Annotated in this window: 13 protein-coding genes; 7 read left to right on the top strand and 6 right to left on the bottom strand. The window is 69.7% G+C overall.

Annotated elements, in window-relative coordinates:
- Positions 1-1,050, bottom strand: coding sequence for a DUF3089 domain-containing protein (locus ACQ7HM_RS06040; RefSeq protein ID WP_434215300.1), 1,050 nt, complete (start codon positions 1,048-1,050; stop codon positions 1-3).
- A 7-nt stretch (positions 1,051-1,057) separates the two neighbouring features.
- Positions 1,058-1,618, bottom strand: coding sequence for a hypothetical protein (locus tag ACQ7HM_RS06045; protein WP_434215301.1), 561 nt, complete (start codon positions 1,616-1,618; stop codon positions 1,058-1,060).
- A 684-nt stretch (positions 1,619-2,302) separates the two neighbouring features.
- Here ACQ7HM_RS06045 and dnaB point away from each other — a divergent pair.
- Positions 2,303-4,513, top strand: coding sequence for a replicative DNA helicase (dnaB, locus tag ACQ7HM_RS06050; RefSeq protein ID WP_434215302.1), 2,211 nt, complete (start codon positions 2,303-2,305; stop codon positions 4,511-4,513).
- A gap of 18 nt (positions 4,514-4,531) precedes the next feature.
- On the opposite strand, the gene ACQ7HM_RS06055 is transcribed toward dnaB, so the two are convergent.
- Positions 4,532-5,881, bottom strand: a complete 1,350-nt coding sequence (locus tag ACQ7HM_RS06055; protein ID WP_434215644.1) for a lipase family protein — start codon at positions 5,879-5,881, stop codon at positions 4,532-4,534.
- 122 nt (positions 5,882-6,003) lie between these two features.
- Between ACQ7HM_RS06055 and ACQ7HM_RS06060 the strand changes: the two genes are divergently transcribed.
- Positions 6,004-7,668 (top strand): ABC-F family ATP-binding cassette domain-containing protein, encoded by a 1,665-nt coding sequence (locus tag ACQ7HM_RS06060; protein WP_434215303.1) that lies wholly within the window; start codon positions 6,004-6,006, stop codon positions 7,666-7,668.
- Here the strand turns inward: ACQ7HM_RS06060 and ACQ7HM_RS06065 are convergent.
- Positions 7,655-8,719: an AraC family transcriptional regulator gene (locus tag ACQ7HM_RS06065; RefSeq protein WP_434215304.1), complete on the bottom strand. Its 1,065-nt coding sequence runs from the start codon at positions 8,717-8,719 to the stop codon at positions 7,655-7,657. The two genes, ACQ7HM_RS06060 and ACQ7HM_RS06065, sit on opposite strands and share 14 nt — an antisense overlap.
- Positions 8,720-8,846: 127 nt before the next feature.
- Between ACQ7HM_RS06065 and ACQ7HM_RS06070 the strand changes: the two genes are divergently transcribed.
- Positions 8,847-10,334, top strand: coding sequence for a flavin-containing monooxygenase (locus ACQ7HM_RS06070; protein WP_434215305.1), 1,488 nt, complete (start codon positions 8,847-8,849; stop codon positions 10,332-10,334).
- Between the two features lie 33 nt (positions 10,335-10,367).
- On the opposite strand, the gene ACQ7HM_RS06075 is transcribed toward ACQ7HM_RS06070, so the two are convergent.
- Positions 10,368-10,733 carry a DoxX family protein gene (locus ACQ7HM_RS06075; RefSeq protein ID WP_434215306.1) on the bottom strand — a complete coding sequence of 122 codons (366 nt, stop codon included), beginning with the start codon at positions 10,731-10,733 and terminating at the stop codon, positions 10,368-10,370.
- A gap of 134 nt (positions 10,734-10,867) precedes the next feature.
- Here ACQ7HM_RS06075 and ACQ7HM_RS06080 point away from each other — a divergent pair, with 134 nt between their 5' ends.
- On the top strand, positions 10,868-11,326 hold the full coding sequence (locus ACQ7HM_RS06080; protein WP_434215307.1) for a MarR family winged helix-turn-helix transcriptional regulator: 459 nt from the start codon (positions 10,868-10,870) through the stop codon (positions 11,324-11,326).
- Between the two features lie 3 nt (positions 11,327-11,329).
- On the opposite strand, the gene ACQ7HM_RS06085 is transcribed toward ACQ7HM_RS06080, so the two are convergent.
- Entirely contained in the window at positions 11,330-11,896 is a 567-nt protein-coding gene (locus ACQ7HM_RS06085) for a DUF305 domain-containing protein (protein WP_434215308.1), read from the bottom strand.
- Between the two features lie 121 nt (positions 11,897-12,017).
- Here ACQ7HM_RS06085 and ACQ7HM_RS06090 point away from each other — a divergent pair, with 121 nt between their 5' ends.
- The 3 genes from ACQ7HM_RS06090 (at position 12,018) to ACQ7HM_RS06100 (ending at position 14,814) form a co-directional block, all read left to right on the top strand.
- Entirely contained in the window at positions 12,018-13,115 is a 1,098-nt protein-coding gene (locus ACQ7HM_RS06090) for a TIGR03857 family LLM class F420-dependent oxidoreductase (protein WP_434215309.1), read from the top strand.
- On the top strand, positions 13,112-14,185 hold the full coding sequence (locus ACQ7HM_RS06095) for a phosphotransferase family protein (RefSeq protein WP_434215310.1): 1,074 nt from the start codon (positions 13,112-13,114) through the stop codon (positions 14,183-14,185). Before ACQ7HM_RS06090 ends, ACQ7HM_RS06095 begins: the two co-directional genes overlap by 4 nt.
- Positions 14,186-14,271: 86 nt before the next feature.
- Entirely contained in the window at positions 14,272-14,814 is a 543-nt protein-coding gene (locus ACQ7HM_RS06100; RefSeq protein ID WP_434215311.1) for a hypothetical protein, read from the top strand.
- Positions 14,815-14,819 lie beyond the last annotated feature (5 nt).

Consider the following 14,819-nt stretch of genomic DNA (forward strand, 5'->3'; position numbering starts at 1 on the left):
TCAGCGAGCGGCGAGGTAGGCGGCGGTCTGCGCTCCGACCAGATCGATGAGGTCACGCTGGGCGAGGTTGACGTCGAGCAGATGCGTTCCCCAGGTCGGGTTGGGCAACTGCGGCAGCGCCGAGGCGGGGACCGGAGCTGCACCACTCACCTGCAGGACGTGCGGACCGGCACCGGTGGTGCACCGGGCCCGGTAGCCGTCGACCGCTCGACCGGCGATCAGTCCGCGGAGGGGAGCGGTCGCGGTGGAACCCAGGGCCGCCGGATTGGTGCACGCCACCGAAAGATCGGCGCCGGCCGGGAACGCCGCGCCGGGCGTGGGGGCGGTGCCCGCGGGGGGTACCCGGCCGTAACGGGTGTCGGCCGGTGGGGTGTTCCCGAACGTGGAATAGGCCACCACGCAACCGAACTGGCTGCGCGCGGTGCACAGCGGGATGGTCGAGAAGTCGCCGCCGATCGTCGAACCGGAGCGGACGAGCACATTGCCCCCGAGCAGGATCGCCGAGACGATGCGGTCACGCGTGGCGGTGCCGTCGATCGACTCACGCATCAGTGCGCGCAGCATCAGGGTGCCCTGTGAGTGGCCGATCAGGACCACACCCCGGCCGGCGTTGTGATGGGTGAGGTAGTCCTGCCACGCCGACCGGATGTCGGAGAATGCCACGGCCAGTGCGGCATTGCGCTGCGGCCCGTTGCCGGCCGTGAAGAGTCCGCGGAGGGTGCTCTGCCGGTACATCGGTGCCCACACGTTGCAGCGGGCGCCGAACGGCGCGGCCTGCTCGGCGGCGATCACCCGTTCCTCCGGGCCGATCACGCGGTCGGCGTTCTGCCCGAGCTGCAGGGAGACGGTGGGATAGACGTAGAAGCAGTCGACGGGCGCGCCGGAACGGCCGCCGCAGGCGTCGTCGGGCTGACCGGGCCGGCACAGCCACACCGTCGATCCGCCCGTGGTGGGTGCGGCGGCAGCGGCGCCGACGCCGAGGACGGCTGCGAGCAGCGCGAGCACCGCGACGATGCCGAACGACGAGGAGAACGCACGCAGACGGGCCATGGGTCGATTAGACCGCACGCGCCGTGTGCGCCACCACCCCCGCGACCGATGTGCGTACAGGTGTCGCCCCGACGGTGCAGGGGACGGCAATGCGATCACCGACGACGAGATCCCGCGGGAGGGGCGCGGTGACCGACGCCGTGTCGGTGTCCGCCGCGTGCGGTGCAGGAGCCAAAGGTGAATGCGTGCCGTCTCCCAGCAGGTGCACCCGATGTTTGTGGGCCACCGACACCCGGCCGATGAGACGCGCGTGGTCCCAGACGATGTCGATCACCGACGCATCGGTCTCGGTGGGTACGCCACGGCGAACATCGCAGTCGAGCAACAGGATCGGATGTGTCGGATCGGGGAGAACGGCGCTCACCGAGCACACGACGACGATCGTCGTCGCACGGTCGTCGGCCGCCCATCGCATCGGACTGCCCAGCAGCGCTGAGGCCGTGGACAGGGAGAAGCCCTGCACCGCAACGTCATCGATCGTGACCGAGGTGCCCGGTGGCCACTGTCGGAGATCGATGGGGTCGGGGATCGACATGCGCAACGTGGGCATGATGTCGGTGAGTGTCACATCCACCGGTGTACTCGCGAGGACGCGACGGGCGGCCGTCGATGACGGGTTCTCTACGCGGTGACCTGCACGTGTTGACGAAAACCATACGGGCGTCACGGTTTCGACACCTCATGTGCCGCCAGCCCGCAGGACGCGCGTACTGTGGGAAGCGGCCTCGTGGCCGTCGGCGTGTCGCCCACCGCCCCGCAATCCGCCATTCGTGCAGGGTTCACCCAATCGACCGACGTCCGCGGTTGCGATTGCGCGAACACGCCCGAAAACACGCAAACCGCGACACGCCGAAAAGAATTCGGTCCACATGCCACGGACGGCGGAACTGGCGGGTGACCAGCGCCGATCGTCGGCGTCGCAGCCGTGTTCCCCAGCTCCATGCACAGGAACACGGGGTCTATGCCCACCCCGTCCACAGGTAGTTCACAAGTTGGTCCACAGGCCGGTTTGTGGCCGGTCACAACCCGCCCTAATGTCACTCACCGTGCCTGTAGCCGCTGTTCGCCCGCCCGCTCCGACCGCCTCCGTGCACCGGTCGACAGGGCAGGGGTGTTCTCCCGCGTGGAGCTGTCGGACCGGCGGTGTACTACTCACCCACAGGTGACCTTCAGGTGGGGGGCGACGACGATCGCCCACGGCGGGACCCCGCCGGTGCAGTGGTAGCGCAGTGAGACGTCGGGAGGATGAGTCGTGGCAGTAGTGGACGATCGCGGGCATTCGCCGCGCGACGAGCCGCCGCCCTCAGAGGACTTCGGCCGCCAACCGCCGCAGGACCTCGTGGCCGAGCAGTCGGTGCTCGGCGGGATGATGCTGTCCAAGGACGCGATCGCCGACGTCCTCGAGGTGTTGCGTCCCGGCGACTTCTACCGCCCGGCCCATCAGTCGGTCTACGACGCCGTGCTCGACCTCTACAGCAAGGGCGAGCCCGCCGACGCGGTGACCGTCTCCGCCGAACTCGAGCGCAAGGGCGAGCTCCGCAGGATCGGCGGAGCGCCGTACATCCACACGCTGATCTCCACGGTGCCCACCGCGGCCAACGCCGGCTTCTACGCGCAGATCGTCGCCGAGAAGGCCATCCTGCGGCGCCTGGTGGAGGCCGGGACGCGCATCGTGCAGTTCGGCTACGGCGGCGACGACGGGCAGGACGTGGCCGAGGTCGTCGACCGAGCGCAGGCCGAGGTCTACGAGGTCACCGAGCGGCGTACCGCCGAGGACTACGTGCCACTCGAGGAGCTGTTGCAGCCCACGATGGACGAGATCGACTCCATCGCGTCGCGCGGCGGCATCTCCATCGGTGTCCCAACGGGTTTCACCGATCTCGACAACGTGACCAACGGTCTGCACGCCGGGCAGATGATCATCGTCGCCGCACGTCCCGGTGTCGGCAAGGCGCTCGCCCTCGACACCCCTCTGCCCACGCCCAACGGCTGGACCACGATGGGTGAGGTGAAGGTCGGCGACACCCTGATCGACGCCGCCGGTGCGCCCACACGCGTGGTGGCGACGACCGACGTGATGACCGAACGTCCCTGCTACGAGGTCGAGTTCTCCGACGGCTCGGTTCTCGTCGCGGACGCCGAACACCAGTGGCGCATCGAGTCCGACGGTGTGCGCTCGGTCCAGACCACCAGCGCGCTCATCGGTCAGGTCGGTGCGGTGTCGGTGCGCAACGCCGAGCCGCTGGAGCTTCCGCGACGCCGCTTCGGGTACGGGCCGTACACCGTTGCGGCGTTGGCCGGCATGGCTTTCGACGATCCCGAGATCGCGATGCGGATCGACGCCGAGGGTCCTGTCGACGTGATGGCCCTGATGTCGGACCTCGGTGGCCGCATCCCGTACGAGTACCTGCGCGGCTCGATCGCCCAGCGTCGGGCGCTGCTGGCCGGGTTGCTCGACGCGCGCGGCATCGTCGACGAGGACGGCTGGATCACCGTTCCCGCCGCGACCCAGCACATGAGTGCGGTGATCGCCGACCTCGTGGCGGGGTTGGGGTACTCCTACCGTCGTGCGGCCACGGGATGGCTGCGCGTCGACGCCGACGAGGACGTCTTCACCGTGCACCGCAAGGCGATTCGTCACAAGGAGCTGCGTCGCCCGTCCGGCCTGCGTCGCATCGTCGACATCCGTGCCGTCGACAGCGTGCCGGTGCGGTGCGTGCAGGTCGACAACGACGCGCACATGTACCTCGCCGGCGAGTCGATGGTGCCCACCCACAATTCGACGCTCGCCATGGACTTCTTGCGCAGCTGTTCGATCACGCATCAGATGACGTCGGCGATGTTCTCGTTGGAGATGGGCAAGACCGAGATCGTGATGCGTCTGCTCTCGGCCGAGGCGAACATCAAGCTGGCCGACATGCGGTCGGGCCGGATGACCGACGACGACTGGACCCGCCTGGCCCGCCGCATGGGCGAGATCAGCGAGGCGCCGCTGTTCATCGACGACTCCCCGAACCTCACCATGATGGAGATCCGCGCGAAGGCCCGCCGCCTCAAGCAGCGACACGATCTGCGGCTGGTGGTGATCGACTACATGCAGCTGATGACGTCGGGCAAGAAGGTCGAGTCGCGCCAGCAGGAGGTCTCGGAGTTCTCCCGTCAGCTCAAGCTGCTGGCCAAGGAACTCGAAGTTCCCGTGGTCGCGATCAGTCAGCTCAACCGCGGTCCCGAGCAGCGCACCGACAAGCGTCCCCAGGTCTCCGACCTTCGTGAGTCGGGGTCGCTGGAGCAGGACGCCGACATGGTGATCCTCCTGCACCGCCCCGACTCCATCGAGCGCGACGACCCGCGCGCCGGTGAGGCCGACATCATCCTCGGCAAGCACCGCAACGGTCCGACCGCGACCATCACCGTGGCCCACCAGCTGCACCTGAGCCGCTTCGTGAACATGGCGCGCGGCTGAGTCCCGCGTCAGACGGTCTCAGCGATCGAGTTCGGACAGTTCCCGGCGGCCGATCGCGCGGCCGGTGACGACCCTCGCCGAGATGGCGCCCAGACGCAGCATGCCGCGGTAGGTGCTCGGGTTGAACAGCGTCGGCCAGGTGGTGCGCAGGCGGTTCTCGTCGATCGGACGCCCCTCCATGCGTTCTCGCAGCCACCGCAGTGCCGTGGGCGCCGCCATCGGGTGCATCAGCATGTGTTCGCTGAACCGGTCTCGGTGATAAGTGACGCTGGTACCGCCCGCGCTGTACGCGGCCGCGAGGGTGTCGATGTCGTCGACCGACACGATCCGGTCGTTGACCGCCTGCACGATGAGGACGGGCATGGCCGGCGCCGAACGCCCCAACCGGATGGCGTCGAACACCGCGCGGACCTCGGGCGTGGCGAGGATGTCGGCGAGCGGCCGGTCGAGCATGTCGTCCATGTCGGTGAACATGAAGCGCAGAACCGCCTCGACGGTGGTCGCGCGCTGCAGACGTGCCAGCGCGATCCGTCCCCGCGGCGTGGTGTGGCGGTCGATGATGCGCTGCAGCTCCGGGTAGACGTGCTGTAGTGCCCCGACCACGAGTGCGGGGAGTCCGGAGAACAGTCCACCGTTGAGGCGGATGTAGGTGTTGCCGAGGTCGCCGACGGGCGAACCGAGCACGGCACCGACCACGCTCAGTTCGGGTGCGTACTCGGCGAACATCTCGGCCGCCCACGCCGTGGCGAGGCCACCGCCGGAGTACCCCCAGAATCCGACCTGCGCGTCCCGCTGCAACCCGAGTGGCGCGTGGCCGAGCGCCGCGCGGACGCCGTCGAGCACGATGTGGCCCGGTTCGAACGGGATGCCCCAGAGGCCGCGAGGCCCTTCGTGATCGGGGATCGACACCGCCCACCCCTCGGCGAGGAGAGCGGCGATGAGCAGGAACTCGAACTGGGGCAGCGCCCCGACGGCGCGTGCCCGACGGCGCAGGGCGTACGAGGGGAAGCAGCGACCGGTGATGGCGTCGATCGCGCACTGGTAGGACACGATCGGGCACGCCGCCGCGGGGTCCCGGTCGGCCGGGACGAGGACGGTGGTCACCGCGACCATCGGCGCGCCCTGGGAGTCGGTCGATCGGAAGGCCAGCTGCGTCGCACGGATCTGTTGCCGGACCACGCCGAGGAAACCCAGGGTGACGTCCCGTGACCGCAGCACGGTGCCGGGCGCGGTGTGCTCGAACCCGCCGGGGGCGCGGTAGAACGGGTCGTCGGCGGGGAGCAGCGGCCTGCGGTGCGCCGCGGTGTCGTCGTGCGGGGCGACGAACGGCTGCTCGGGCAGGGCGGCGGCAGAATCGTGAACGGAGATGGGGACGTCCTCGGTGTCGATCGGACACACGGTCGTGTCGATTCATCGACGGTAACCCACGTCGATCCGACGCCGGTGATCGCTGTGCCGGGTCCCAGCGGTGCGGGTGTGAGGATGTACCCATGACCGCAACGCTCGTGGCGAAAGACCTGGCCGGCGGTTTCGCCCATCGCACCCTGTTCGACGGCCTCGATCTCACCGTCGCGCCCGGCGACGTCGTCGGTGTCGTGGGGGCCAACGGCGCGGGCAAGAGCACACTTCTCCGCATCCTCGCCGGGGTACTCGAACCGCTGGAGGGCACCGTGAGCCTGGCGCCGGCGGACGCGTTCATCGGCTGGCTGCCGCAGGAGCACGAACGTGTGCCCGGCGAGACCGTCGCGGCCTACATCGCGCGCCGCACCGGGTGCGCCGACGCGACCGCGACGATGGATGCCGCGGCCGCCGCCCTGTCGGATCCGGATGCGGCGACACCCGGTGTGGATCCCGCTGACGCCTACGGGGTCGCGCTCGACCACTGGCTCGCCACCGGTGCCGCCGACCTCGAGGAACGATTGCCCGCGGTGCTGGCCGATCTCGGTCTCGATTCCGACGCCGTCGATCCCGCCACCACCGCGATGACGTCGTTGTCGGGTGGGCAGGCGGCGCGTGTCGGGCTCGCCGCGCTGATGGTGTCGCGTTTCGACATCGTGATGCTCGACGAGCCGACCAACGACCTCGACCTCGACGGCCTCGAGCGGCTCGAGACGTTCGTCCGTGAGCTGCGCGGCGGCGTCGTTCTCGTCAGCCACGACCGGGAGTTCCTCGCCCGCAGCGTGACCCGCGTGCTCGAGCTCGATCTGGCGCAGAACACGACGACGGTCTTCGGTGGCGGTTATGACAGCTATCTGGAGGAACGCGAGACCGCGCGTCGGCACCGCCGTGAGGAGTACGAGGAGTTCGCCGAGAAGAAGGCCGATCTCGTCGATCGCGCGCGTACACAACGCGAATGGTCAAGTCAGGGTGTCCGCAACGCGATGAAGAAGTCACCCGACAACGACAAGATCCGGCGTAAGGCCGCCGCGGAATCGAGCGAGAAGCAGGCGCAGAAGGTGCGGCAGATGGAGAGCCGGATCGCGCGGTTGGAGGAGGTCGCCGAACCCCGCAAGGAATGGGCACTGCAGTTCACGATCGGTGCCGCACCGCGATCGAGTTCGGTGGTCGCGACACTCAGCGAGGCCGTCGTGCACCAGGGCGACTTCACCCTCGGGCCGGTGTCGCTGCAGGTCGACGCGGGTGAGCGCATCGGCATCACCGGCCCCAACGGGGCGGGCAAATCGACGCTGTTGCGGTTGCTGCTGGGACGCCAGGCCCCCGACTCGGGTCGGGCGAGCCTCGGCGCGAACGTCGCGGTCGGCGAGATCGACCAGGCGCGAGCGGAGTTCACCGGTGCGACACCGCTGGTCGACAGGTTCGAGAGCCATGTCCCCGACTGGCCCACCGCCGATGTGCGGACCCTGCTCGCGAAGTTCGGGCTGCGCGCCGATCATGTCGAACGCGCGGTCGACGACCTGTCGCCGGGTGAACGCACCCGTGCCGGCCTCGCCCTGCTGCAGGCCGTGGGTACGAACGTACTGGTGCTCGACGAGCCGACGAACCACCTCGACCTGCCCGCCATCGAACAGCTCGAGCAGGCGCTCGACAGCTACGAGGGAACCCTGCTGCTGGTGACGCACGACCGACGGATGCTCGACACCGTGCACTGCGACCGTTCGTGGACCGTGCGGGACGGCCGGGTCAGCGAACGCTGACTCCGACCGGCGGAGCCGCTGACGACCGCTGCCGCCGATACTCTCTCGGCCCCATCCCTTTCCACCGTCGGAACGCCTGCGAGAAGCTCGACACCTCGGCGTAGCCCAGGCGCCGCGCGGTCTCGGCGACCGAGAGACCGGTCACGCAGAGCAGTTCGTCGGCCATGTCCTCGCGGACCTCGTTGACGATGCGTCGCAGCGTCGTCCCCTCGTGTGCGAGTTGGCGGCGCAGGTGTCGTTCGGAGGTGTGCAACTCCCGGGCCGCGCGGGCCAGCGTGAGGGGGTCCGACGGCGCCGCGGACACCAGATCGCGCACGCGCGCCGCCGTTCCCATGCGGACCCTGCGCTCCTGCAGGAGTTGCCGGCACTGATCGCCGATCTCGGCGGCGACCAGCGCATTGGCCTGCGGCAGCGGCAAGTCGAGCAGCGCGGCGCGGAACCAGATCGCGTTCTCGATCGCACCGAAGCGTGGTGTCACCCCGAAGGCCGCCTCGTAGGCGGAGGTGTCGGTGGGCTCGGGGAAGGTGGACGTGACGGCCTCGGCGAACAGTTCGCGACCCATGATCTCGTGGGCGATGACGCGGATGGCGGCGATGTCGCGGTCGCACACGATGCGTCGGACCGTGTCGGGAACGCCGCCCTCCACCGAGAGGACCATCGCGGCGAGACCGTCGGCGTCGGCGTCGCGCAGACCGATCCGACAGAAGGCGAACGTGAGGTTGACCAGCCGGAGGCCGACGGCGATCGCCTCGCGGAGGGTGGCGCTGCTGATCATGGCGAAGCCCCACAGCCCGTAGGTGGTGAGGTGATAGCGCTGTCCGAGCAGGGCGCCGAGTCCCTCGACCGTGTCCAGTCGGTCGGCCAGCGTCTCGAGCATCGCCAGTTCCTGCTCGGCGGTGATCGAGGTGATCACGGTGCCGGGAGCTATACCGGTTCCGCTCAGCATCTCGCGTTCGGCGATCCCGTGTTCGGCCGCGAAGTCCAGCAGGAGCTGTGAACCCGGGGCCGACCGCAGCACCGTCCACGGAGCGTCGTCGGTGGGCCGGGTCATGATGGTCAATTCTAGTAACTTCTTGGCCGTCAATCGCATGTTCGGGCGGCGAGCGGATCGCTAGCCTCGAAGGGGACATCGCAGGACGCGGTGTCGATTCGCGATCACAGGACGAGGTGGGGCGCAGATGAGCGTTCGAGGACAGTCGGTGGCCATCATCGGGACCGGCTTCGCGGGGCTGGGGATGGCGGCGAGCCTGCGTCGCGCCGGCCACGACGACTTCGTCCTGTTCGAGGCGGCCGATGACGTCGGCGGGTGCTGGCGCGAGAACACCTATCCCGGTGCCGCCTGCGACGTGCCCTCACATCTGTACTCATTCTCGTTCGCCCCGAGTGCGCGCTGGTCGCGGCGGTTCGCCCCCCAACCGGAGATCCTCGACTACCTCCGGTCGATCGCCGACACCTTCGCGTTGCGCCCCCACATCCGCTTCCGCAGTCGCGTCGTCTCCGCGAGCTACGACGACGCGAGTGCGTCGTGGACCGTGCGGCTCGACGACGGCACCGAGACCGCGCACGACGTCGTCGTGTTCGCGTGTGGTCAGCTGAGCAACCCCGCCATCCCCGTCATCGAGGGTGCGGAGTCGTTCCGCGGCAACCTGTTCCACTCGGCGCGCTGGGATCACGACGCCGATCTCGACGGCAAGAGGGTCGCGGTGATCGGCACCGGTGCCTCGGCCATCCAGTTCGTCCCGCGCCTCGCCGAACAGGTCGGACACCTCACCCTGCTCCAGCGCAGTGCCCCGTTCGTGATCCCCAAGGCCGACTACGCCTACCCGCGATGGGTGCGGACGCTGTTCGCTCGCGTGCCTGTGCTGCAACGACTCTCGCGCTGGCTGACGTGGGCGACGTTGGAACCACGGTCGATCGGGTTCACCAAGATCCCGGCGCTCCTCAAGGTCGTCGGCCTGCGGTCGCGTCTGCACATGCGCCGCCAGATCGCCGATCCGGCCACTCGAGCCGCCGTCACCCCGGATCACCCGATCGGCTGCAAACGGGTCCTCATCTCCAACGACTACCTGAAGTCGTTGGATCGACCGAACGTCACCGTCACCACGACACCGATCGACCGGATCACCCCCGACGGCGTCCGCCTGGCCGACGGCACCGCCGTCGAGGCCGACACCATCGTCTACGGCACCGGTTTCCATGCGACCGACTTCCTGCGCGGCATCACGGTCACCGGAGCCCACGGTGCAGATCTGCACCGCGAGTGGGACGACGGCGCGCAGGCGCATCTCGGGGTGAGCGTGCACGGGTTCCCCAACATGTTCCTGCTCTACGGTCCGAACACGAACCTCGGGCACACGTCGATCATCCTGATGCTCGAGGCGCAGATGAAGTACGTCTCGCAGGCCCTCGAACGATTGGACACCGCACGACCCGGCGGCCGGGCACGTGCGGTGGAGGTGAAGGCCGACGTCGAGCGTCGGTCGAACCTCGCGCTGCAGACCGCGCTGTCGAAGACGGTGTGGGAACAGGGGTGCACCAGTTGGTATCGCACCGCCTCGGGCCGCAACACCAACAACTGGCCGGCGTCGACCGCGCACTACATCCGGGTCATGCGCTCACTCGACGAGTCGGAGTTCGAATGGATCCCGACCGATCGTTCCGCCTGATCCGGCTCGTACGCGCCTGCGCGAGAACCGGGCTCAGGCCGCGGCGAGCGTGATGACCACGGCGAGCGACACGATCGTGAGCACCACCGACGGCAGTGACGCCCCGCGGGTCTCGGCGTTCGCGTAGTCGCCGTTGCGGGCGTGGAACACCGTGGCGCCGATGAACACGATCAGCAGGCCGATCGCCGCGGCGATGCCGAGCGGGTGCCACGCGAGGCCGATCAGCAGGCCCACCGCGCCGGCGACCTCGGCCGCACCGATGAACCGGATGAGCGACGCGCTCAGCCCACGTCCGGAGAGCTGCTCGACCGCGGGTCCCTTCAGCAGGGCCTTGGGTGCGCCTGCGCCGAGGCTGACGAGGGCGAGCACGACGCTGAGGATGGCGGCGGTGATGAACATGGGGCTCCTGTCGACGACATGTCCGGTCGCGAGGACGCGACCACATGTATTTGCGTAGGCAAGTACTGTCGCAGGAAATACTTGCCCACGCAAGTACCATCGTGATGTGGGGTGACGAACCGGAGGTGGCGCACGTGACCGAACCACTCGACGACGTCGAGGGCCGGGTGTGGCGTGCCCTCGCGCGGGCACTGGTCGTGGTGCCGCGCGATCTGGAGACAGACCTGCAGAGGGAGTCGGGGCTGACCCTCGGCGAGTACCAGGTGCTCGTCATCCTCTCCGAGTCGCCCGGGAGGCGATGTCGCATGACCGAGCTCGCGTCGCTGGTGGGGCTGTCGGCGAGCCGGATGACGCGGCTGATCGCGGCGTTGACCGCGCGCGGCGACACCACCCGGATGCGCGACGGGTGCGATCGACGGGGGATGAGCGCGGTGCTCACCGACGCCGGGTTCGACCGACTCGAACGTGCCTATCCCGCGCATCTCGCGAGCGTGCGTGCGCGAGTGCTCGATCCGCTGCGCGCTCTCGACGCCGAGGCACTCGCCGAGGCGCTCGAGGTGCTCGCGGGCCCCATCCCCCAGCTCAAGGGGTGACGATCAGCCCAACTGTGCTGCGAGCGCGCGCAGATTCGGGATCTGGGTGGTCGGCGCGGTGGCGATCGAGGTCGCCAGTTCCCGGGCGGGTCCGTAGACCCCCGAGGCCAGCTCGCGCTGCGCCATCGCCGCGGCGCCGGTCTCGCTGTCGGCCGACGCCAGGAGAACCGCACGGTCGAAGGCGACACCCGACTGCGCCCGGAGCCCGGCGAGCGCCGCGTCGGTGATGTACCCGTCGGGCATGGCGGCGCCGGCGGCGGCCGAGGGCAGCGCCCAGTGGCCGCTCCATCCGTTGAGCTTCTGCAGCTCCGGTGTCTGCTGCGACACGATCAACCGCCCGTAGTCGGCCACGCGGCGATCGGTGCCGCGGTCGGCGGCGAGTTGACCGACCTCGATCGCGCGCTGATGGTGACGCGCCATGGCCACCACGAAGGCGTCGTCGGTGGCGTTGTGGGTGGCCGCGGGCCCCGGGTCGCTCCCGCACGCCGACACCAGCACCGCGCCGATCACGGTGAGGAGGGCGGCGACGAGCGCCGATCGGAGGCGTGTCGAACGGACGTCGGTGCGCATCGGTCCAGTGTGCCCCTGTCCAAAGCGCTCCGGGGGCAACGCTGCCCCGTTAGACTGCTGTCCAGTCGGGTGTCCGCCGGTCAGCTGGGTGAGACGGCCGCGACGAGGACGGAGACAGCCGATGCCCATGGAGCAGGCCCGGCCGCAGCACGCCGAACTGGGCTTCTACGGACTCGCCGGACACACCGACTCCCCGCGGGACCTCGTCGACGAGGTGCGCACCGCCGACGCTCTCGGCCTCGGCTCGGTGTTCCTCTCCGAGCGCTACTCGACGAAGGACGCCGGGGTGCTGACCGGGGCGGCGGCCGCGTCGAGCGAGCGGGTCGGCGTGGCGACCGCCGCCACCAACCACAACACCCGGCACCTGCTGGTGACCGCGACGATGGCGGTCACCGCCCACCGGATGAGCCAGGGGCGGTTCGCACTCGGACTCGGCCGAGGTTTCGACGTGCTGTTCGACCTCATGAACATCCCACGCATCACCTCCGCGCAGATCGTCGACGCCGTCGAGCTGCTGCGCCGGTTGTGGCGCGGGGAGTCGATCGTCGATCACGACGGCCCCGCCGGCCGATTCCCGTTCCTGCGGTTGCAGATCGACGCGAACGAGGAGATCCCGATCGTGCTCGTCGCCATCGGTGACGCGACCCTGCGCCTCGCCGGGCAGATCGCCGACGGTGTCGTCCTGCACACCTTCCTGACCGACGACACCGTCGCGCGCCAGGTGCGCGTGATCCGCGACGCCGCTCTGCGCGCCGGCCGTGACCCCGGCGCGATCCGGATCTGGTCGGTGCTCGCCACCGTCGGCGACTGGGTGCCCGAACCCGACCGCACCCGACGCATCGTCGGGCGGCTCGCCACCTACCTGCAGGGCTACGGCGACCTCCTGGTGCGCACCAACGGCTGGGATCGGCAGCGGTTGGCCGACTTCCGCGCCGACGAACGCGTGCAGGCCTTCCGCGGAGCGTTCGACGCCGACGCCACACCCGACGACATCGCCCATCTCACCGCGCTGCTGCCTGCAGAGTGGACGTCCGCGGCGGCCACCGGTTCGACGGCACACTGTGCCCGACGGATCCTCGACCAGTTCGACGCCGGCGTCGACAGCGTGATCCTGCACGGAGCCACCCCGGCCGAGATCGCACCGCTGCTGCCGGCGTGGTCGACGCTCGCGCCCGAGCGATGCGCCCGCGCCGTCGCCAACCCGGGGCGCCTGCGGTGACCGTCGAGCTCGTCACCGACGTCGACGACATGACGCCGCGATGGCTCTCGGACGTCTTCGGCGCACCGGTCGAGACCGTGACCGCCGAACGCATCGGGACCGGGCAGATCGCGTCGTGCCACCGCGTCACGATGACCGGTCCCGGCGTCGACGCGGGTGTCGTGCCCGACGCCGTGGTCGCGAAACTCCCTGCCGCCGATCCCGCAGCCCGCGAGATGCTCGCCGGCGCCTACGCCGCCGAGGTCCGCTTCTACGCCCACCTCGCCGGCACCGTCGAGATCGCCGTTCCCGCCTGCCATCTCGCGATCATGAACGACACCGGCGGTGAGTTCACCCTGCTGCTGACCGATCTGCACGCCCACCACCAGGGCGATCAGATCGCAGGCTGCTCCACCGCCGCGGCACTCGTCGCGGTACGCAACCTCGCCGGACTCCACGGCCCGCGATGGTGCGACCCGACCCTGCTCACCCCCACCGCCCCGGACGTCCCCGCGCTCGCCGTGAACGGGCCCGCGGAGGCGTCGATGCTCGCCGAGCTGTACCCGTCGACGGTCGACCTGTTCCTCGAGGCGGTGGGTGAGCAGCTCACCGCGCCCGACGTCGCCACCCTCCGCGAGGTCGGCGATGTCATCGAGCGGTGGAGTCTCGCGCGGTCGGAACGATTCGCGCTCATCCACGGTGACCATCGGCTCGACAACCTCATGTTCGACGACGGGGACACCGAGGTACTCGCCGTCGACTGGCAGACCGTCGGGATCGGCCTGCCCGCGCGCGATCTCGCGTTCTTCGTCGGCACCGCCCTCGAACCCGATGCGCGCCGTGCGGCGGAGGCCGATCTGGTCGACGCCTACCACCAGGCCCTCCTCGGTCACGGCGTCACCGACCACCCTCGCGACGAATGCTGGGACGACTACCGGTACGCCATGATCCAGGGGCCGCTCGTCTCGGTGTTCGGCTGCGCGTACGGCACCCGGTCCCCGCGGGGCGACGAGATGTTCGCGACCATGGTGCGCCGCGCGTGTGCGGCCATCCGCGACCTCGACACCCTGGACCTCGCCCGCGACAGCTGAGGGCTTTGCGGATTCTTGACGGGGACCGCCGATTCTTTACGCGGCGACGACTGCCGGACATCGTGTCGCGGGCGTACCCATGAGACATGACATCCTCGGTCGCCCCGCCAGTCTCGTCGAACCCGGTCTCGTCGAACCCGGTCTCGTCTGACATCCATCGATCCCTCGCCGCCGCCGACGGGCCGCGACACTTCCGGCTCCGTCCGCCGGCTCCGATCCGCCTGCTCACCGCGTCGTGGGACCGCACTCACAACCCGCCGCGCGCCCTCTCGGGGCATGTCGCCATCGAGTACCCGATCACGACCGCGGTCGTCGCGACCCGCAACCTCTACGCCGTCACCGATGATCTGCGGTCGGCCCTCGAGGCGTCCGAGCTCACCGGGTTCACCTTCGGCGCCCTGGCCGCCACCCGCGACCGACACCTGCTGACCCACTGCGACACCGAACCCACCGCCACCCCGCGCCTGCACACCCTCGTGCTGACCGGCCGGGCCTGCTGCGCCGACATCGCACCGTGGCGCTGCGACTCGCTCGCCCTCTCGCGCGCCGCGGCGACCTTCCTCTGGCGCCACGACCCGTCGCTGTTGGCGTTCACCCACGTGCTCGACCTGCCGTCCTCCCTGGCATGAGAGCG

The organism is Williamsia sp. MIQD14 (genome assembly GCF_051025635.1).
Lineage (GTDB): Bacteria > Actinomycetota > Actinomycetes > Mycobacteriales > Mycobacteriaceae > Williamsia_A.